Raw genomic sequence first — 20,265 nt, 5'->3', positions numbered from 1 at the left:
GTGAGACGAACGAAACGAAGATTAGGTGAGATGCTCATCGAAGCAGGACTCATTACGACAAGTCAACTCGATGAGGCACTCGAACAAAAGCGTTCCGGAGAAAAACTTGGTGATGCGCTGATCCGACTGAACCATATTACGGAGACGCAGTTGATTCAAATGATTCATGAACAGTTGCAAGTTCCAATCATTGCATTGTATTCCCATGACATTAATGTAACGGTCACGAAACTCGTGCCGAAAGCGTTGGCGCAAAAACACGACATCATGCCATTTGAGTTGAACGGGAATACGCTCCATATTGCGACGGCTGACCCGCTCGATTTGATTGCGATTGACGACATTCGTTTACAGACGGGTATGAATATTGAACTCGGAATCGCGACGAGAGAGCAAATTCGAAAGACGATCAGTCGCTACTACGAGATGGACCATTCGCTCATCGAAATTTTGAAAGAGGATGCTCCAGAGATTGAGCGTCAAGAGACTGCTAGTCGAGATGATGCCCCGATTATCCGACTCGTGAACCAACTGTTCTTAAGTGCAATTGACCAACGTGCATCGGATATTCATTTTGATCCGCACGAGAAACAACTTCATGTGCGTTTTCGGATCGACGGGGACTTACGGACAGAAACGGTCTACCCGAAGAAAATTCAAAGCGTCATGCTGACGCGTCTCAAAGTCATGAGTAACCTTGACATTACGGAGAGTCGTCTGCCGCAAGATGGTCGGATCAAGTATACGCTGCGCAACCGGGCCTATGACTTCCGGGTGTCGACGCTCCCGACGATGTATGGGGAAAAGATTGTTATTCGGGTCCTTGATTCATCACAAGGACTGACCGATTTGACGAAACTCGGATTCGGTGAACGAAACGAACAGTCGTACCGCGACATGCTGAAACGTCCGAATGGCATTATCCTGATTACCGGTCCGACCGGTTCAGGGAAGTCCTCGACACTATACGCATCGTTGAAAGAATTGAATGATGAGACGAAGAACATCATCACGGTTGAAGACCCGGTCGAATACCAACTTGATGGCATCAACCAGGTCCAGGTCAATTCAAAAGTCGGGTTGACGTTTGCGTCAGGTCTTCGCTCAATTTTGCGACAAGACCCGAACATCGTCATGGTCGGGGAGATACGTGACACCGAGACGGCTGAGATTGCCATTCGTGCCTCGCTCACCGGTCACCTCGTCCTGTCAACTCTACATACGAATTCAGCAATCAGTTCCATCACGCGTCTCGTCGATATGGGCGTCGAGCCATTTCTTGTCGCCGCTTCGACGACCGGGCTCGTCGCGCAACGTCTCGTTCGACGCGTCTGTCGTGACTGTGGGCATGCCGAACCAGTCTCGAAAAGTGAACAGAGTCTGTTTGAAGCGGAAAGGGTTCACATCGAACAAGTCGTTCGTGGAAAAGGATGCACCTCATGTAACTTCACGGGTTATCGGGGTCGTCTTGCCATTCATGAAGTCATTCCGATTGATGAGGGTTTGCGTCGGATGATTATGAACCAAGCGACCGAGTCCGAGATGGTCGATTACGCCAAGTCGCAAGGCGCAACGTTCCTGCTTGCCGATGGGTTAGAAAAAGTCGCCGCCGGTTTGACGACGACAGAAGAAATATTACGAACGGTCATTACGGAGAATGCTTATGATTAATCAATCGATTGAAGTCATCTTGACGAATGCGGTCGAGAAACGTGCCTCAGACATTCATCTGACGGCAGGCTCACCTCCGATCATTCGAGTAGATGGGAGTCTCATCACGATGGGCGAGGAAAAGGTATTGCCTCATCATCTCGAAGGATATTTAAAAGAAATTATGACGGAGGACATGCGGGAACGTTTAGAGAGTGACCGGGATCTTGACTTCTCGTTCGGTGTTCCACGCGTTTCGCGTTTTCGAGTCAATGCTTACTATCAACGGGGTACGATTGCCATCGCATTCCGTTCCATTTCCGGGGAAATCCCGACATTGAATGAGCTGAACCTTCCGACGGTGTTGAAGCGCTTGATTGAAAAGCCGCACGGTCTCATCCTTGTGACGGGTCCGACCGGTTCAGGAAAATCAACGACGCTTGCGGCGATGATTCATGAGATCAACCGGACACAGCGAAAACGGATCATCACGTTAGAAGATCCAATCGAATATTTGCATTCCCATGACCAAAGCATCGTCGACCAACGGGAGATCGGCTCCGATGTCATGAAGTTCGTGAGCGGGTTGCGGGCTGCTTTACGTCAAGATCCGGACGTCATTTTGCTCGGGGAGATGCGTGACTTAGAGACGATCTCGACGGCGATGACGGCGGCAGAGACGGGTCACCTCGTCATGGCGACGCTCCATACATCGAGTGCGATGTCGACCGTGAGCCGAATCATCGATGCGTTCCCAGCTGAGCAACAAGACCAAATCCGGACGCAACTCGCCAACGTCCTTCTCGGGGTCGTCAGTCAGCGGTTATTTCCTCGGATCGATGTGCCTAAAGGCCGTGTCGCCGCCATGGAAATCATGTTAGGGAATCCGGCTGTCGCCAATTTGATTCGAAATGAAAAAGAATTCCAATTGCCGACCGTCATCCAGACGAGTCGCCAAAATGGGATGCAATCGATGGATGCTGCCATCGAGCAATTGGTACGGCAAGGAATCATCAATCCAAACGCCGTCCCGACAGAAGAGATGAGGTGATGAGTGATGGCGATATTCCAGTATGAAGGGAAACTATTGAACGGGAAACGCAAGAAAGGGCGCATCACGGCCGTCTCACTTCGGGAGGCGAAAGATAAATTGCGTCAAGAATCGATTCTCGTGACAGACCTATCCGAGCTCGAGTCGACCGGACTGAATATGGAAGTGAATTTACTTCCGGAACGTGTGAAGATTGAACACCTGATCATGTACGTTCGACAGTTTGCGACGCTCATCCGGGCAGGTGTCCCAATCGTTCGGGCGACCTCGATTTTACGGGTACAGACTGAATCGAAAGTGTTGAAGAAAGCACTTAGTCAGATCGAGGATGATTTAAAAGAAGGGATTGCCTATTCCGTCGCGATTCAAAAACATCTGCGCGTCTTCTCAAACTTCTTTAGTTCGATGGCACTCGCCGGGGAGACGAGCGGTAACTTAGAGGAAGCGCTCGACCAAATCGGGCTTCAACTCCAAAAGCAATATGATATAAAGCGGAAAGTCATCTCCGCTCTCACCTATCCGTTGGTCGTCTCGATTGTCGCCATCGGTGTGGTCGCCTTTTTAATGGTGAACGTCGTTCCAACGTTCGCGAGTATCTTCGGTCAACTCGGTGGTGAGCTACCGCTTATCACAAAAATCGTCGTCGCGGTCTCTGACTTCATCGCTGCCTACTGGTGGCTGTTGCTCGGACTCGCGATTCTCGGAGTCCTCACCTTCACTTGGATGTTGAAGCGGGATCGGGAGCGGTTCGTTATCGATGGGTTGCTACTAAAGATGCCAATTTTCGGGACGATCGTGATGAAGTCTCAAATTGCGTTATTGACACGAAGTTTAGCCGTTCTCTTACAGGCGGCCGTCCCAATTTTGACGGCGATTGAAATCACCGAGCGCATCGTATCAAACCGCGTCATCCGAAAAGGACTGATGGAGGCTCGTGACATGATGGCGCAAGGGGTGCCGCTCCATGAACCGCTTATGCGTAACTCGAACTTTCCGGCACTTATGACCCAGATGATTGCGGTCGGGGAAGAGAGTGGGGATTTAGATTCGATGTTGAACGAAGTGGCGGAGTTTTATGAGACCGAGGTCGAGACGACGACCGACCGATTGAAGTCGATCATCGAGCCTCTTCTCATCGTTGTACTTGCGAGCGTAGTCGGAGTCATCGTCATCTCGATTGTCGTCCCGATGTTCCAAATTTATGGGGATATTCAGAATCAGTAGAAAGAATATGCAGGCTTTTGAAAATATACCTTTTCAATACTATATTTTGAAGGTATAGTAAAATTGTTCTACTTCTATATTAGGTCTTTAGTAATTCATCTAGTTTAATCACAGTACTTTACACAAAAGGGGAGAATGAATCATGGTAGAAAAGTTGAAAATGATTTGGCAAGATGCTAAACAGTTAAAAGATGAGCGCGGACTCACACTCGTCGAGTTACTCGTCGTCGTCGTTATTTTAGGGATTATCGCAGCCATCGCAGTCGTTGCGATTGGTGGGATCATTGAGAACTCGAAAAAGGATGCAATGGTAGCCGATGCGAAGCAGATGGTCAGTGCGGCGAAGTTGTACGTCGCTTCGAATGATGTTGCTGACGGAACGGTAATTCGTTTTGTTGGAACTCAAGGTGCTACAGAGGTAGATGGTTCGAATATGATTGATACGATGAAAGACCCATTTGGCACAAATTATACAAATGGTGTTGTTTATGTTTCTAAAGGTACAAATAATAAATACAAGTACCAGGTATGGCTAGATGGAGCAGAAGATATTGGAACTGCCGCTACAGCAGCTGGAACGATTGCAAGTGGTGATTTAGATAAAGAAGATGTTAAATAACCTATAAAGCAAAACATCACTCCGGCTGGCGCTGGGCACTCGCTCAGCCTAGCCGGTTTTCTATTTTTGGCATATACTGACAAAAGGAGGATCCTTCCTTGATTGAATTGATTGGATTCCTATATAGCATCGTCCTTGGGGCGGTCATCACGTCGTTCACGAACGTCGTCGGGCTCCGCGTGCCACGCCAGCAATCAATCGTGACGCCGCGGTCACATTGTCCGTCTTGCGGTCACGAATTGTCACCGTGGGAACTCATCCCGATTTTCGGCTATCTTGCTTTAAGAGGCAGATGTCGCGGATGTGGCGAGCGGATCGCGCCGACGTATCCAATATTTGAGCTGCTCGGTGCCATCGGATATGGCTATAGCTTTTCACTTTATGGCTTCAGTGTGACGACGCTTCTCGCGTTCGCCTTCTTGTCGACGCTCCTGGCGCTGGCGATGTCTGATTTATCGACAATGCTCGTGCCGAACGTCATCTTGCGCATTACGGCACCGGTGCTACTCGTCCTTACATACATTACTGGAGCATCCTGGTGGACACCACTTGCGGGAGCACTCCTCGGATTTTCGCTCCTGGCGACCGTATTTTTCTTGTCAAAAGGGGGACTTGGGGCAGGCGACGTCAAATTGTTTACTATGATCGGTCTTGTGCTCGGTCCGCGTGACGTGCTCGTCGCCTTATTTCTATCGAGCTTGATTGGTGCGGTCGTCGGCATTGGGTTGATGATGACAAAGAAAATTGGACGAAAACAGCCGATTCCGTTCGTGCCATCCATCGCGCTCGGGACGATGTTGACGTTTTGGTTTAGTGAAAGCTTTTTTGATTGGTATTTTGAGTTGATGTAGGGGGAAACGATCATGAGTCGTGGGATAGAGAAAGGGACGGTCGCGTATTTTTCGTTTGATGCACTCAGCATCCACGGGGCCGTCATCAAACAAGGGGTGTTCAAACGAAGCGCCTCGGTTCAGTTAGCAAAAGATACATACGGAGAAGGTAAGATTCTTGATGAGACGGCGTTTACGCTCGCTTTCGATGAGCTCTGTCGCAAGTTGAAAGTCCGTCGTGGGATGACGTGTGCGGTCGCGTTAGACGAGACCGAGGTGTTGTCACGGAAAGTCGAGATTCCTTCCTCGATTCCGAAGGACGAGATTCGCGGCTATCTCTTCATGGAAATCGGGAGCTCGATCATCTTGCCGTTCGATGACGTGTCGTTCGACTATGAAGTGTTAGGAGAAGATGGGGTCAAGACGGACGTCATGTTACATGCCGTTTCTATTGAATTGACGAAGTCGCTCCGTTCTTATATGAAAAAACGTGGTCTCGCCTTGAAGAAGATCACACCACGTTCCGTCGCGGTCGCCAACGGGGTCATGCGCTTGTCGGAGATCGACCCGTTCCAGTCGACGCTTCTTTGGCATATCACACCATTTTCGCATCAGTTGCTTGTGCTCGAAGAAGGACAAATTCGTTTCATTCGTTCCATTGAATTGGATCTTCCGTATCAGGTAGGGACGAAAGACGGGGTCGTGACGTATACATATGATGGTACAGGCGAGATGAAGGCGAATCAACTGGATGACTGGCTGAACGAACTCGCCCGTTTCCTCGACTTCTATCGTTATTCGCTACGGACAGATGGACGGGCCATCGATGAGTTATACGTTTCGGGAACTGTCCCGGAAGTCGATGACCTCGTCCGTATGATTCAGTCAGAGTCACTCGTCTCAGTGACGCGTATCGAGCAACCGCTCGCCATCGCGCATGCGACACCGTTATCGCATCAAATGCTTCCACTCCTTGGTATGGCGACGCTTCAACGAGATCGGGATACGAACTTCATCAACTCGACCGATGTGACGCTTCGCTGGCCGATCGTGACGGGTCTCTTCGCGCTTCTTATCGGAGGTGGGGCGGCCGGATACTTGTACTATGAGGTCGACCAATTGGAAGCAGAACAGATGCGAATCGAAGAAGAGTTACAGCTCGTTCAAATTTATCAAACCGAACAGGTGAATTCGAAAGCGCAGCAAGTGGTCTCGCTCGACCAAACCGTGACGGCGTTGACCAACATGGAGAAGGACGCGGTGCCGGCACTGCGCGCGTTGACCGAACAATTGCCGCCGACGGGTTACGTCTTGACGTATAACTACGCAGACGGTTCCATCATGAGCGTACGGACTCAGTTCGAGACGTTAGAGGATTTAAATGAATTCCAACGCTCGCTCATGACCGACGAGCGCTTCCTCGACGTCAAACTCCTCGGTGTGACGACGGAGTTGAAAGCGGATGTAGATGTAGAAGAACCGAACTCGCGCGAAGAGGATCCGCTCCCACGCTACATCGGCGAGTTCACGTTCATGTTCGAGGACGTAGAGGAAGAATTGACGGAAGAAGAGGACACGAATGAGGAGGTGGTGAGTCAATGAAACGTTCGACAATCTATGCGTTATTTGCGATTTGCCTCCTCGTCGCAATCATCGCACCGGCTTACTTCGGATATACGTATTACGTCAAACAAGGTGAGGTCGAAGCGCTTGAACGCGACCTCTCGCTCGAGCAGACAAAACTGGAGTTGTTGCGTCAAGAAGGGAAGGCTGTTGACGTAGCGGACTCTCAGACGCTTCAGACACGCGTTCCGACGATGCCTGCCCTCGACACGGTCGTCGAAGCGTTGTCACAGGCAAGTCTTCTTGCGGGTGTCAACGTGACGAGCATCGCATTCGCGGATGGCGTGGTAGCCGAGTCAGAAGTACCAGAAACGGTCGAGCCGTTCAATCCGGCTGATGTGAGTGCGACGAACGAACCGGCTGAACCGACGGATGTTGCCCCGGTCAACGCATCTACGGTCCGTTCGACGGTCAACCTGCAAGCAGAGACGTATGAAGCGCTCGTCTCGTTCCTCGAGTCAATCGAGTCGATGAATCGGATTCACGTGTTGCGGACGGTCCAATTCACCGGACCCGCTGAGACGGGACCGAATACGATTGAAGAAGTGCAGTCGCTCGAGTTTACAGTGGAGCTCGATGCCTTCTATCGCCCGGACCTCGATCAGCTCGTTCCAGATCGCTACATTCCGGAACCAGCTTTCGAACAAAAGGATATCCCGGTATACGACTATACGACACCATGAGTCGACACGTCCCTTCTCAATTGAGGGGACGTTTTTTTCGCCACGGATGATTGTGTTCAAGAGGCACGTTGCCTACAATCAACAGAGAAGAATGAAACGGAAAGGAACCCCGTTTTAGAATAAGAGAAGGAGTCGATACAATGAATTCAACACAGAAGCGTGTCATTCTCGCGTCGATGTCACCACGACGCACCGAGCTATTGACGAAAGCAGGAATCGAACATGAGGTCATCCCATCAACCGTGACGGAAGGGACGGACGGTCGGGAGACACCGAATGATTATGTAGCTCGTCTCGCTCGAGAGAAAGCGATGGATGTGGCAAGGCATCACCGGGATGCCATCGTCATCGGTGCGGATACGGTCGTCGTTTTGAACGGCGTCATTTTGGAGAAACCGACAGACCGGGAGGATGCGAAACGGATGCTTGAACGATTATCCGGTTCGACCCATGAAGTGCTGACGGGTGTGAGTATCATCGGTGCGACTCAAGATTTATTCGTCACGACGACGCATGTGACGTTCGCCGAGATTCCTGAAACATGGCTAGAGGATTATTTGGATTCGACAGAGCCCTACGATAAGGCTGGCGCGTATGGCATCCAAGGGTCGGGTGGTCTCTTCGTCGAAGGAATCGAAGGGGATTTTTATAATGTCGTCGGATTACCGATCCATCCGCTCGTCAAGACGCTCGAACGGCATGGGGTGACGCCTCGCTTCCTGTGAACTTGAAAGTAGGTGAAGGAATGACCATGGTGCTTGACCGTAGTGTAGAGACCGCCATCGCCAGATTGCTTCAAATCGGGGGACGGGGACCTGATCCGATGGAGACGGCACGCCGCATCTCAGACGTGTACCCGACGTTACGGGCGTTATCGCAAGCGTCCGTCCACGATTTGTGCAAAATCGAAGGGATGACGAAGAAGAAAGCAGAGCAACTCCTGGCCGCGTTTACGATTGGGATTCGGTACGTCGAGGAACCGAAAGTGAGTATGCCGACGATTCGTTCACCGCAAGACGCGTATGAGTTGTTGCGGGATGAATTGAGACTGTTGAATCAAGAACATTTCGTCTGTCTGTATCTCAACACAAAAAATCAGCTCATCGCGAGGAAGACGTTGTTCGTCGGAGGGCTCAACTCGTCCATCGTCCACCCGCGCGATGTGTTCCGCGAAGCGCTCAAGTTGTCGGCGGCGTGCTTTATCGCCGTTCACAATCATCCGAGCGGGGACGCGACCCCGAGTCGGGAAGACATCGAGGTGTCTGAACGTTTGGTCGAAGCGGGCAATATCGTCGGCATCGCCTGTCTCGACCATGTCATCATCGGGGAGGACCATTATGTCAGTATGAAGCAGCGGGGATATATGAATGGATGAGGAGTAGAGCAGGCATCGTGATGTCTGCTTTTTTGATTGATTTCATTCACATTTTCATAGAAGTCTAGAATATAACGAGTCAAAAACTCTTATGGACTAAGGAGATACATGTTCTACATTGTTCTCGTCCGTGTAAGATTCAAGAGCTATGGAGCCGTTCGACGCTCGATAATAGTAATAGGTATTTGGATCATTTATTATTTTGACACTCACTAAGTAATTTTTTTCATTTGGAAGGTTTGCATTAAACGCGGTAATACTCATGATTTCATCTTTAGGGACTTGTTTATCTTCCACTAAATGTTCGTACACCATTTCTTCTAATTGTTCCTTCTTCGAATCAATATAGAGAAACCATCCTCCAATGATTATGATGACACTTATGGATAAAGACGTGTAAATTTTCTTTTTCACTATAAATCCTCCTTTGTAAAAATTGTTGAACCACATTATTAACGATTCCTAATTCGCTTAGGGTTACTCATCTACAGTTAAGTTTCAAATAGATTAAAAACATATTATCTTCACTCATTATTCAATTGTACCGATTTCGGATAATGCGTATAACCTCATTAAATTTTGGATATAGTTGGAAAATGATAAATGGAGATGTAGAATTTGAATAGAGTAGGAATGATGATGTATGAGTTTGTTCATAGGGGGTTACCGAATGTCGCGTATTACGGTATGGAATGTGATCGGTTGGGTGTTTCTCATTTTCTTATCAGTCAGTAAATCATTTTTTGGTGAGCAATTGTCCTTGATCACGACTGGGCTAGGCGGATTGATTTGTTTGATGTTGAGTTTGTGGATGATTTATTCTGGTGAAGAAGAAACATCACAACATTCGAATGGAAGGCCTGAATGAACAGGGACCTCTAAACTGTCATTCGACTAAAGATTAAAAGGTATGACAACCTCAAAAAGAATATACAGTTTTCTCCATTCGGGAAAGTGACTTTGGTAAAATGATAAATGAGGTGTTCAACATGGAAAAAATCATTTGGGTTTTGATGATCGGGATGTCACTATTCGTCAGCTACATACACTTAGAACCGACACTTTTCTCGATTGTCTTGTTTATCTTGTTTTTATTTGTAAGTACGGTGCTCTTCCTTCGGTTCGACGAGGACCATTGGCTCGACCGTGTCTCACCGCTCGTCGGCATCGGGGTCGGTGCTCTATCGCTCATCGCTTATATTGGTCTAATTGTGCTCTCTTTTAACGAAATCGACCAACTCGGCATGTGGACGGTACTCGTCCGCCTCATGCTCATGTACGTCGGCATCTACCTTTTCGTCGTGACGACATCGAGCTTTTTGGCGGGAGCGACACGCCTGAAACCGTCCCGCTTCTTTCGACCAGTATTGATTTTCTCGGTCTTCTTCTACGGGGCGATGTTACTCATCCCGCTCCAACCAGGATTGTAACCGTTCTCTTCTTAGGCAGACGCTTACTCGCGTCTGCTTTTTTGATTTGCCTTTTTACCGAAAAGAAGGCAAACTAAAAGACGGTGAGACAGGACTGAGATGCGGTTATTGTAAATAACCTGTAATCGAATGAACGTTTTCAAACATGATTTTTCCGTTATAATAAAAAATAGTGTAACGAAGAGAGGAGCAACACCTATGTTTCGTAGTTTTAACCGAGAAATCGGAATCGACCTTGGAACGGCTAACACGCTCGTTTATGTAAAAGGTCAAGGAATTGTTGTACGTGAACCGTCCGTCGTGGCGTTCCGCACTGATACAGGAAGAATTGAGGCCGTTGGTAACCAGGCCAAAGATATGATTGGACGTACTCCAGGGAACGTCTCTGCACGTCGTCCTATGAAAGACGGCGTCATCGCTGACTTTGAAACGACTGCAACGATGATTAAATACTTCATGGAACAAGCTCAAAAATCAAAAGGCGGTTTGTTCGCATCGAAGACGAACGTCATGATTTGTGTCCCGAGCGGTATCACGTCTGTTGAAAAACGTGCCGTCGAAGACGCAGCTAAACAAGCAGGAGCTCGTGAAGCATATACGATCGAAGAACCGTTCGCGGCAGCAATCGGTGCAGGCCTCCCGGTTTGGGAACCGACTGGCTCGATGGTCGTCGATATCGGTGGCGGAACGACCGAAGTCGCAGTGATCTCACTCGGCGGCATCGTGACAAGCCAATCGATTCGTGTCGGTGGTGACGAAATGGATGATGCCATTATTCGTTACATCAAAAACAAGTACAACCTCATGATCGGGGAACGTACGGCCGAGACGCTCAAAATGGAAGTCGGTTCGGCGCGCATCGATGCATCGAACGAAGCGGAAAAGATGGAAATCCGTGGTCGCGACCTCGTGACAGGACTTCCGAAACAAATCGAAGTCACATCTACAGAAGTGTGTGAAGCACTTTCGGATACGGTCGAAGCGATTTTAGCAGGTGTCAAGCAGACGCTCGAACAAACACCTCCTGAACTCGCAGCTGACGTGATGGACCGCGGAATCGTCTTGACTGGTGGCGGCGCGCTCCTTAAAAACTTGGACGACGTGATTTCAGACGAGACACACATCCCGACACTCGTTGCGGATGAACCACTCGACTGCGTTGCGATTGGTACAGGGAAATCTCTTGAAATGATGGACGTCCTCCGTTCGAAATCAGGCATCTCGTCACGGCGATGAGAGGTGAGACACGATGAGCCGATTCGTACGTAATAAAAAGCTCATCATCACGCTAGTTGTACTGATCTTGTTTTTTGTCATTTTAGGGGTTTCGATTCGAGGACGATCGGAATCAGCCTGGTACCAAGACGTCACGCGTGATGTGGTCGGCACGTTCCAGCGAGTGTTCGCGGTACCAATCGGATGGATGGACTCGACGGTCTCTTCCATCTCAGACGTCCGCGATATCTACGAAGAGAACCGCCAGCTGAAAGAACATTTGGCGAAGTACGCCGAGGTATCGGTTGAAGCGGATGATTTGCGTCGTGAGAATGAGGAACTTCGAAAGATGGTCGAAGCGAAAGACAAGTCGTTACGTGACTTCGACCTCATTCCCGCGGAAGTCATCGGTCGTACACCGAACGATTGGCAACGCTACGTCACTATCAACGTCGGTTCAGAACGAGGCGTTGAGAAAGGCATGGCCGTAACCGCGGCAAGTGGGATGGTCGGTCGTGTCATCCAGACGAGTGCCTATACGTCACAAGTTCAGTTGCTCAGCGACAACAATCGGACGAATAACGTTTCGGCTGTCGTCAAAGATGCGGATGGAAAAGCGACATATGGAACGATTGACGGATTCGATACCGAAACGAACGAATTGTTCTTCACGAAAGTATCGAATAGCGTCAAGTTGAAAGAAGGAGAACTCGTATCGACTTCTGGACTCGGGGGACGCTACCCGGCCGGACTCGTCATTGGTACAATCGAGTCGATTGAGACGGACGAATACGGGGTCTCACAAGTCGCCCGAATTAAACCGGAGGCCGACTTCAATGAGTTCTCACAAATGTACGTGATTAATCGGACACTAGACGAACCGTTTCTAACGGGTCCCGAGGAAGGAGGAGCAGCGGGTGAGTAACATGAAAGTGTTCATCGCCCTGTTCCTCCTTTTTCTTATTGAAGGAACATGGGCATCGATTTTCTCTTGGCACTATGCGACGCCGTTTCTCTTATTGACGCTCATCGGACTGATGTTTGTCAGTCTGTACGGTCGATGGGAAACGGCGCTCGGGTTTGGTCTTGTATTCGGATTGCTGTATGACATCGTCTACACCGACTTGCTCGGAATTTACGTATTTACTTTTTCACTCATTCCTCTCTTAGCCAGCTTCGTGTTAAAATATATAGGTGAGAACTTTTTCTCCGTCACCATCACATTTACGTTTATGATTCTTGTTTTCACCGTTTCGATTTACGGGATCATGGCGGCGATTGGTGGGACGTTGATGACAATTCAAACACTATTGGTTGAACAGATTCCAGGGACGATGTTTGTCAATGCCATCGCCATCGTGATTCTTTATTATCCGATGACGCGATACGTGACGACACGACCTGTTGTGAAAAGAGGGTAGCCATGATGGAGCGTAAACGACACATTACGATTAAAGGACATCGCAACGGCATTGCCATTCACTTCAATCCGAAGAGTGGCATCGACGAGGTGCTTACGGACTTAGAAGCGACATTGCAAGAAATGGAGCCGCCGTCCGGGAAGATTGCCCTGAAGTTGCATGCGGGTACTCGTTATCTTGACGAGGAGCTGTCACGTCAAATTCGTGAGGTCGTCGCTCGTCATGGCGTTTTTTATATTGAAGACTTGTCGAGCGATGTCATGTTGACGGAAGAAGCGAAAGCGACGTACGGCAGAAAGACGTTCCACTATCACAGTGGGACGATTCGTAGCGGGCAAGTCCTGACGTTTGATGGTTCTGTGCTCGTGATTGGGGATATCAATCCCGGGTCAGAAGTCCGGGCGACAGGAAGTATCTATTGTTTAGGAACGATACGAGGAAATGTACGTGCGGGTGTCGAAGGATGGGAAGAAGCGGTGATTACCGCGAGCCTGCTCCATCCGAAATTTTTAGCAATCGGCGAACATGTTCTCACCTCCGACGACGAGGAGGAACTTCCTGAAATCGAGATGGGTTGTGCGTATCAGTCGAGTGACGGGATTGAGATGACACGTCTCCGGCACGTCATGACCGGTCTGAAAGACGCATATGCAATGGAATTACAGAGAGGGTGAGTGGAATGGAGCAAGTAGTGGAGCCTGTACATACAGAAAAAGAAGTGAAAAACGGCAGAGCCATCGTCGTGACATCAGGAAAAGGGGGCGTCGGTAAGACAACGACGACCGCGAACATCGGGACGGGGCTCGCCTTGTCTGGTCACTCGGTCTGTCTCGTCGACACGGATATCGGATTACGTAACCTCGATATCATTCTCGGACTCGACAACCGGAGCATTTATAACCTCGTCGACGTCATCACAGGGCAGTGTAAATTGAACCAGGCGCTCGTTCGTGACAAACGGTTCGAGGAGATGTACCTACTCCCGGCAGCACAGTCAAAAGATAAGACATCGGTCAATCCCGAGCAAGTGAAGGAGATTGTCGACCAGTTGAAGACGGAATATGATTTCGTCTTGATTGATTGTCCTGCAGGAATTGAGCAAGGATTCATGAACGCGATTGCTGGAGCGGATGAGGCGATTGTCGTCACGACACCTGAGAAGGCAGCTGTTCAGGATGCAGACCGGATTATCGGGATGCTTGAACAAGCGGAGCATATCGATGCACCAAAGCTGGTTGTCAACCGAGTCAAGAATCACCTCGTCGAGTCAGGTGATATGCTTGACATCGATGACATCATGCGGATTCTTTCGATTGACCTGCTCGGCGTCGTGATTGACGATGAGGAAGTGATTGCTGCTGCAAACCGCGGGGTCCCGGTCACGATGAACCCAGATAACTATGCCGGACAGGCGTACCGGAACATCACACGCCGTATCCTCGGCGAATCGGTCCCGCTCATGTCGATTCAGACGGACGCGGCACCGGTCGGCTTCTGGGCAAAACTGATGATGAAGTTTGGAATGAAAAAAGTGTAAAGGCAACGAAAGTTGCCTTTTTCTGTCGAAAGGAGTGATGCACATGAAGTTAATCTATGAACGCACCCCTTCGGTTGAGCGGGCGATGCTCGTGGACGGAGAACGTTTACTTGAAGTCGAGGAACGGTTTGTCGACCAACTGTCGGTCGGTACGATCGTCGAAGCTGCAATCGAACGGATTCATCCGTCGCTCGGTGCAGCCTTTTTGACGGACGGTGAGACGACGTTCTTCCTGCCGATCGCAGAGACGCTCCGTGCGCTCGCCTCTTACCCAGAGGTGCCGGCAATCGGTCAGGCTGCTATCGTCGGGGAAAAGCGACTCGTCCAAGTGACGAAAGAAGGAATCAACGGTAAGCATCATAAAGTGACAGAAAATATTCGTTTCGGCGGACGCTATCTCGTCTACTTCCCGTTTGGTCGGCGGAAATTGTTTAGTCGGAAGCTTGACCTCGTCACGCAGGATCGTCTCTCGAAGGTGCTCGAGCTTTCAGAAGAGGAAGGGGTCCTGTTTCGGACGGAAGCCGGGCAAGTGGCACCTGATGCTTTACAGGAAGAACTGAACCTTCTTCGTGAACGTTCGACTGTTGTGATTGATCAGCGTTATGGACAAGATGAGTTACTATGTGAACACTTCGTACGACGCCATGTGGTCGAATCGGTCCTCCTGAATGACAAAGAAGGACAAACACGAATCGAACGATTGGACGTCCCCGTGAAACGTCACATCGGGAAAGGACGAATGCCTGAGGCGAAACGTCTCGACGGCGCAATCGAGAAGCTCGAGAGTCGTGTCGTCTGGCTAGACGGAGGGGCATTCGTCCTAATCGAACAAGTCGAGACGATGACCGTCATCGATGTGAATAGCGGAAAGAACGTTGCCGTCAAAGACAAAGGACGAGCAGCCGACACGATTAACGAGGCCGCCCTCTACACAATCATGGAGCAGTTGCGCTTGCGTAACATCGGAGGCATGATCAGTATTGATTTCTTGCGCGGTTCGAAAGAAGGTCAGACCCGTCTTCTAAAAAAGATGAAAGAACTTGGGGCGCGTGATCCGCGACGTGTCGAGGTGTATGGATTCACACGAATGGGCTTGTTCGAATTGTCGAGAGAACGGACGGGACGCTCGATTCAAGATCGAATGTCGTATGCCGGCAAGCCTTCGAAACTGGCCATCTTCTCACAGTTCGAACGTGCACTACTTGATTTGAACGATCAATATGAAGCGGTCGTACTCTCGCTACCAAAAAAGTGGCACGATGCTTCTTGGCACGAATGTGACATCGAGGTGCACCTCGTTGAAGGGAATCCAGAGTTCGCGTTTTATGGAACGTCCGCAGAATGTCAGAATTTCTTATCTCGTCGTTGACAATGAATAATTGAGAATGGTATTATCTATAACGTTAGTTCGTTTGGAAGCACCCAAATGGCTACAACCGCACAGAACGGGTTTTTAAAGGTTTTTGCCCTGCCCAGGATGGCGAGTCTGAGTTTAACAAGGAGGTGCACGTATATGTACGCAATCATCAAAACTGGTGGTAAGCAAATCAAAGTTGAAGCAGGTCAAGAGATCTACATCGAAAAACTCGATGCTGATGTCGAAGGTTCTGTAGAATTCGGTGAGGTTCTTTTTGTTGGTGGTGACGATGTTAAAGTCGGCGCTCCACTCGTAGAAGGAGCTAAAGTTGTCGGTACTGTGGTAAAACACGGCCGCGCTAAGAAGATCACTGTCTTCAAAATGAAAGCTAAGAAAAACTACCGTCGTAAGCAAGGTCACCGTCAGCCTTACACGAAAGTTCGCATCGAGAAAATCGAAGCGTAAGCTATGATTCGGGTCAAGGTAAGACGAGACGAAGCGAATTTGATTCGCTCTGTCGAAGTGACTGGTCATGCCAACTTTGCAGAACCTGGTTCTGACTTGGTGTGCGCCGGTGTTTCAGCCATCATATTTGGTGCCTATAACGCCGTCGAAACGCTTGCGGGTCAATCGCTTCTTGTAGAAATGGCAGATCAAACAGAGGGTGGTTACTTTTATGTCGAGACGTATCCTGACTTATCACCGCAGGATATGGAACGCACCCAACTGTTATTAGAAGGGATGCTCGTGCAGTTAGACACGATCGCCCAAAGCTACGGTGAATATATCCAAATTGAACAATAGGAGGTGGACCTCATGTTACAATTGAACCTTCAGTTCTTCGCTTCGAAAAAGGGAGTTGGTTCGACTAAAAACGGTCGTGACTCAATTTCGAAACGTCTCGGTGCAAAACGCGCTGACGGACAAACAGTTTCAGCTGGATCAATCCTTTACCGCCAACGCGGTACAAAGATTCACCCAGGTGAAAACGTTGGCCGTGGTGGCGACGACACTTTGTTTGCGAAAGTTGACGGCGTAGTACGCTATGAGCGTCTTGGTCGCGACAAGAAACAAGTGAGCGTTTACCCAGGCGCGTAAGTTGAACGACGCAGAAGACTCTAGCCACTTTTTTGGTTAGAGTCTTTTTTTCTAGGAGAGGATCAAATGGATTCAGAACAGACACTCGAGCTCTTATCGACCGTCCGTCACGAATGGATGAATCGGCTTCAATTGATCTCACTCTATGCGGCACTCGATCCGACTAAGCTCGAGGAACTTTACGAACGCTATCGGAAACAGGCTGACGAGGAGAGTGCGCTCGTTCGTCTGAACGTGCCGCAGACGAGCCTTGTCGTGATTCAAGCGAATTGGGAAGGACGGATGACGTATACGATTTCGACCGACCAACTTGCCATCGATGACGCGCGAGTGGCAGAGATGCTTGTCCGTTTACTAGAAGACACGGACGGGCCGATTCATGTGACGTTCACGGACGGACTGATGGTTCGCGTCACGGGCACTGTCCCGGCAGGTGTGAACCCATCAGCCGATGTGTACGAACAGAACGTAGATAGTACTACGTTTCACATAAAGGAGGGGAAATAAATGTTTGTCGATCAGGTTAATATTTTTGTAAAAGCTGGAGACGGCGGAAAAGGTATGGTTGCCTTCCGCCGCGAGAAGTATGTCCCAGATGGTGGACCTGCAGGTGGTGACGGTGGTCACGGTGGAGATGTCGTCTTTGAAGTAGAAGAAGGGTTACGTACACTCGTTGATTTCCGTTATTCGAAGAAGTTTATCGCCTATGATGGCGAAAAAGGGATGTCAAAAGGGATGCACGGACGTAAAGCGAAGCCGCTCATCGTCAAAGTTCCACCTGGTACCATCGTGTTCGATGCACAAACGGATACGGTCATCGCCGATTTGACAGAGCACGGACAACAAGCAACGATTGCCAAAGGTGGACGTGGTGGACGGGGGAACTGTCGTTTCGCGACACCAGCCAACCCGGCTCCTGAAATTGCAGAGAACGGAGAACCAGGTCAAGAGCGCGAGTTACGTCTCGAGTTGAAATTACTCGCTGATGTCGGACTCGTCGGCTTCCCGTCTGTCGGAAAGTCTACGCTACTCTCGGTCGTTTCATCTGCACGTCCTAAAATTGGGGCGTACCACTTCACGACGATCACACCGAATCTCGGCGTCGTCAAGACAGCGGACGATCGTAGCTTCGTCATGGCCGACCTTCCTGGTCTCATTGAAGGAGCGAGTCAAGGTGTCGGTCTCGGTCACCAATTCCTGCGTCATATCGAGCGGACGAAAGTCATCGTTCATATGATTGATATGAGCGGAATGGAAGGACGCGACCCGTTCGAGGACTACACGACAATCAACCGTGAGCTCGAGTCGTATAACTTACGCCTCCTCGAGCGTCCACAAGTCGTCGTGGCGAACAAAATGGATATGCCGGACGCAGAGGAACATCTCGAAGAGTTCAAGAAGAAGGTAGGGGACGATGTCAAAGTCTTCCCAATCTCTGCACTCGCTCAAGATGGTCTTCGCAACTTGTTGATTGAAGTGGCGAACTTCGTCGATACGACGCCTGAATTCCCACTCGATGAGCTTGAAGAGAAGACAGCGACGCCTCGTGTCGTGTATCGTTATGAGAAGGAAGAAAAAGGTTATCAAATCCACATCGATGAATACGAACGCTTCGTCATCACGGGACCACGTATCGAGAAGCTCTTCAAGATGACGAACTTCGACCATGATGAGTCAATCAAGCGATTTGCTCGTCAAATGCGTCAGATGGGCGTCGATGACGATCTTCGTAAATTGGGTGCCGAAGACGGTAGCGTCGTCGCAATCCTCGATTTCGAATTCGAATTTGTGGAGTAAAAAATTATTTGTTAAGAAGAAACGGAGTGTGAAGCTAACGTGGACCCTGTGCCCTCGTCAAGTTTAATTCTATATGCAGTTTTGATTCTATTGTCAGCGTTCTTCTCGTCATCTGAGACCGCCTTATCGAGTGTGAACCGAGTGCGGATGATTCGAATGTCAGAGGATGGGGATAAAGGCGCCAAGCGCGTCCTCAGCCTTGTCGACAATTTCGATGATACGCTCTCGACAATCCTCGTCGGGAATAACATCGTCAACATCGGTTCGGCGACGGTCTCGACTACGATTGCGACTACGATCTTTACCGGAGGGACGGGACTCCTTGTTGCGACATTCGTAACGACGATTCTCATCTTGATTTTTGGTGAGATTTTACCGAAGTCTCTCGCGAAAGAATTCGCAGAGAAGTACTCGCTCGCAATCAGCGGGATTCTTGTCTTTCTTGTCAAAATCCTTAAACCGGTCACTATTGTGTTCACAGGTCTCAAAAATGTGACATTACGTCTCATCGGGATGAAAGATAAAGAGCCGTCAGTCACAGAAGAAGAGTTGAAAGTGCTCGTCGATATGGGTGAAGAAGAAGGTGTTCTCGGCGAGACGGAAGCTGAGCTTGTGCACAGCGCATTTGCCTTTAACGACATTTCCGTAGATGACGTCCTGACACCGCGTATTGATATTTTGGCCGTCGACATCGATGATACGCTCGATGAGATCAAAGATACGATTTTCAGTGGTGGTCATTCACGGTTACCGGTCTATAAAGACTCGATTGACAACGTCATCGGAGTCTTGTCGGAGCGAGACTTCTTGCGTTCGATGATGAGAGATGAAGTGACCGATGTCCGTTCGCTCATTCGACCAGTCACGTTCGTGTCACCGCAGACAAAACTGATTGAACTGCTTCCGATTCTCCAACAGAAACAGTCTCACATGGCTGTCGTCCTCGATGAATTCGGGGGGACAGCAGGTTTGATCACTCTAGAAGACATGCTCGAGGAACTTGTCGGTGATATTTGGGATGAGCACGACGAATCCGTCGTCTATCTCAGACGTCTTCGTGAAGGTGTGTATGAGTGTATGGCCGATATGGATGTTGATGAGTTCGCAGAAGAGATGGGAATCAAAGACCCAGACATCGATTCAAACACGATGGGTGGATGGTTCGTTGAATTGCTCGGTGACATCCCGGAGAAAGGTGCGCAAGTCATGTATGAAGACATGACGTTCACCGTCCTCCACGTGGAAAAACGTCGTGTCCGTAAGCTATTAGTGGAGACCGGCCAATCGAAGCAAGAAGACATGCAAGAAGCATAAGCAAAAGAGATGATTCGCTATGAGCGAATCATCTCTTTTTT

Annotated in this window: 24 protein-coding genes and 1 other annotated feature; of the genes, 23 read left to right on the top strand and 1 reads right to left on the bottom strand. The window is 49.4% G+C overall.

Translation table 11 applies throughout. The features are described from left to right. The 9 genes from KNO96_RS04755 (at position 1) to radC (ending at position 9,055) form a co-directional block, all read left to right on the top strand. Complete coding sequence (locus KNO96_RS04755) at positions 1–1,671, top strand: GspE/PulE family protein (protein WP_214702439.1); 1,671 nt, start codon at positions 1–3, stop codon at positions 1,669–1,671. Next, positions 1,664–2,701: a type IV pilus twitching motility protein PilT gene (locus KNO96_RS04750; protein WP_214702434.1), complete on the top strand. Its 1,038-nt coding sequence runs from the start codon at positions 1,664–1,666 to the stop codon at positions 2,699–2,701. Before KNO96_RS04755 ends, KNO96_RS04750 begins: the two co-directional genes overlap by 8 nt. 6 nt (positions 2,702–2,707) lie before the next feature. Continuing rightward, entirely contained in the window at positions 2,708–3,925 is a 1,218-nt protein-coding gene (locus tag KNO96_RS04745; protein WP_214702433.1) for a type II secretion system F family protein, read from the top strand. Positions 3,926–4,067: 142 nt separating this feature from the next. Further along, positions 4,068–4,544 (top strand): prepilin-type N-terminal cleavage/methylation domain-containing protein, encoded by a 477-nt coding sequence (locus tag KNO96_RS04740; protein ID WP_214702430.1) that lies wholly within the window; start codon positions 4,068–4,070, stop codon positions 4,542–4,544. 98 nt (positions 4,545–4,642) lie between these two features. Beyond that, positions 4,643–5,395 carry a prepilin peptidase gene (locus KNO96_RS04735; protein ID WP_214702428.1) on the top strand — a complete coding sequence of 251 codons (753 nt, stop codon included), beginning with the start codon at positions 4,643–4,645 and terminating at the stop codon, positions 5,393–5,395. Positions 5,396–5,407: 12 nt separating this feature from the next. Next, positions 5,408–6,976, top strand: coding sequence for a pilus assembly protein PilM (gene pilM / locus KNO96_RS04730; protein ID WP_214702421.1), 1,569 nt, complete (start codon positions 5,408–5,410; stop codon positions 6,974–6,976). Continuing rightward, positions 6,973–7,680 (top strand): hypothetical protein, encoded by a 708-nt coding sequence (locus KNO96_RS04725; RefSeq protein WP_026826490.1) that lies wholly within the window; start codon positions 6,973–6,975, stop codon positions 7,678–7,680. The genes pilM and KNO96_RS04725 overlap by 4 nt, the downstream gene beginning before the upstream one ends. A gap of 140 nt (positions 7,681–7,820) precedes the next feature. Then, positions 7,821–8,405: a Maf family protein gene (locus KNO96_RS04720; protein ID WP_214702419.1), complete on the top strand. Its 585-nt coding sequence runs from the start codon at positions 7,821–7,823 to the stop codon at positions 8,403–8,405. A 20-nt stretch (positions 8,406–8,425) separates the two neighbouring features. Next, positions 8,426–9,055 (top strand): RadC family protein, encoded by a 630-nt coding sequence (gene radC, locus KNO96_RS04715; protein ID WP_074037954.1) that lies wholly within the window; start codon positions 8,426–8,428, stop codon positions 9,053–9,055. Positions 9,056–9,151: 96 nt separating this feature from the next. On the opposite strand, the gene KNO96_RS04710 is transcribed toward radC, so the two are convergent. After that, positions 9,152–9,469, bottom strand: a complete 318-nt coding sequence (locus KNO96_RS04710; protein ID WP_214702418.1) for a hypothetical protein — start codon at positions 9,467–9,469, stop codon at positions 9,152–9,154. A 256-nt stretch (positions 9,470–9,725) separates the two neighbouring features. Here KNO96_RS04710 and KNO96_RS04705 point away from each other — a divergent pair, with 256 nt between their 5' ends. From KNO96_RS04705 to KNO96_RS04640, 14 genes are all read left to right on the top strand, one after another. Beyond that, the gene (locus KNO96_RS04705) at positions 9,726–9,923 is read left to right on the top strand and encodes a hypothetical protein (RefSeq protein ID WP_214702417.1); all 198 of its coding nucleotides are present in this window, start codon (positions 9,726–9,728) and stop codon (positions 9,921–9,923) included. Between the two features lie 121 nt (positions 9,924–10,044). After that, positions 10,045–10,485 carry a hypothetical protein gene (locus tag KNO96_RS04700; protein WP_026826474.1) on the top strand — a complete coding sequence of 147 codons (441 nt, stop codon included), beginning with the start codon at positions 10,045–10,047 and terminating at the stop codon, positions 10,483–10,485. Between the two features lie 198 nt (positions 10,486–10,683). Further along, positions 10,684–11,721 (top strand): rod shape-determining protein, encoded by a 1,038-nt coding sequence (locus KNO96_RS04695; RefSeq protein ID WP_026826473.1) that lies wholly within the window; start codon positions 10,684–10,686, stop codon positions 11,719–11,721. A 13-nt stretch (positions 11,722–11,734) separates the two neighbouring features. After that, entirely contained in the window at positions 11,735–12,625 is an 891-nt protein-coding gene (mreC, locus tag KNO96_RS04690; RefSeq protein WP_026826472.1) for a rod shape-determining protein MreC, read from the top strand. A gap of 1 nt (position 12,626) precedes the next feature. Further along, the gene (gene mreD, locus KNO96_RS04685; RefSeq protein ID WP_051546024.1) at positions 12,627–13,121 is read left to right on the top strand and encodes a rod shape-determining protein MreD; all 495 of its coding nucleotides are present in this window, start codon (positions 12,627–12,629) and stop codon (positions 13,119–13,121) included. A 5-nt stretch (positions 13,122–13,126) separates the two neighbouring features. Beyond that, a complete protein-coding gene (locus tag KNO96_RS04680; RefSeq protein ID WP_251125000.1) occupies positions 13,127–13,795 on the top strand; it encodes a septum site-determining protein MinC in 669 nt (222 codons plus the stop codon). A gap of 5 nt (positions 13,796–13,800) precedes the next feature. Further along, positions 13,801–14,658: a septum site-determining protein MinD gene (gene minD, locus KNO96_RS04675; protein WP_051545985.1), complete on the top strand. Its 858-nt coding sequence runs from the start codon at positions 13,801–13,803 to the stop codon at positions 14,656–14,658. A 43-nt stretch (positions 14,659–14,701) separates the two neighbouring features. Next, complete coding sequence (locus KNO96_RS04670; RefSeq protein WP_214702409.1) at positions 14,702–16,027, top strand: ribonuclease E/G; 1,326 nt, start codon at positions 14,702–14,704, stop codon at positions 16,025–16,027. 55 nt (positions 16,028–16,082) lie between these two features. Next, positions 16,083–16,156: a sequence feature (ribosomal protein L21 leader region), on the top strand. 15 nt (positions 16,157–16,171) lie between these two features. Further along, a complete protein-coding gene (gene rplU / locus KNO96_RS04665) occupies positions 16,172–16,480 on the top strand; it encodes a 50S ribosomal protein L21 (protein WP_026826467.1) in 309 nt (102 codons plus the stop codon). Positions 16,481–16,483: 3 nt separating this feature from the next. Then, positions 16,484–16,819 (top strand): ribosomal-processing cysteine protease Prp, encoded by a 336-nt coding sequence (locus tag KNO96_RS04660; protein WP_026826466.1) that lies wholly within the window; start codon positions 16,484–16,486, stop codon positions 16,817–16,819. A 12-nt stretch (positions 16,820–16,831) separates the two neighbouring features. Beyond that, entirely contained in the window at positions 16,832–17,113 is a 282-nt protein-coding gene (rpmA, locus tag KNO96_RS04655; protein ID WP_026826465.1) for a 50S ribosomal protein L27, read from the top strand. 66 nt (positions 17,114–17,179) lie between these two features. After that, positions 17,180–17,620, top strand: a complete 441-nt coding sequence (locus tag KNO96_RS04650) for a Spo0B domain-containing protein (RefSeq protein ID WP_026826464.1) — start codon at positions 17,180–17,182, stop codon at positions 17,618–17,620. Beyond that, positions 17,621–18,910 carry a GTPase ObgE gene (gene obgE / locus KNO96_RS04645; RefSeq protein ID WP_026826463.1) on the top strand — a complete coding sequence of 430 codons (1,290 nt, stop codon included), beginning with the start codon at positions 17,621–17,623 and terminating at the stop codon, positions 18,908–18,910. A gap of 39 nt (positions 18,911–18,949) precedes the next feature. After that, positions 18,950–20,224, top strand: coding sequence for a hemolysin family protein (locus tag KNO96_RS04640; RefSeq protein ID WP_214702407.1), 1,275 nt, complete (start codon positions 18,950–18,952; stop codon positions 20,222–20,224). Positions 20,225–20,265: the final 41 nt, after the last annotated feature.

Origin of the sequence: Exiguobacterium sp. s89 (assembly GCF_018617735.1) — a bacterium.
GTDB lineage: Bacteria > Bacillota > Bacilli > Exiguobacteriales > Exiguobacteriaceae > Exiguobacterium > Exiguobacterium marinum.
Note: the sequence above shows the minus strand (reverse complement) of the source record. Positions and strands in the feature narration are given on the sequence as shown.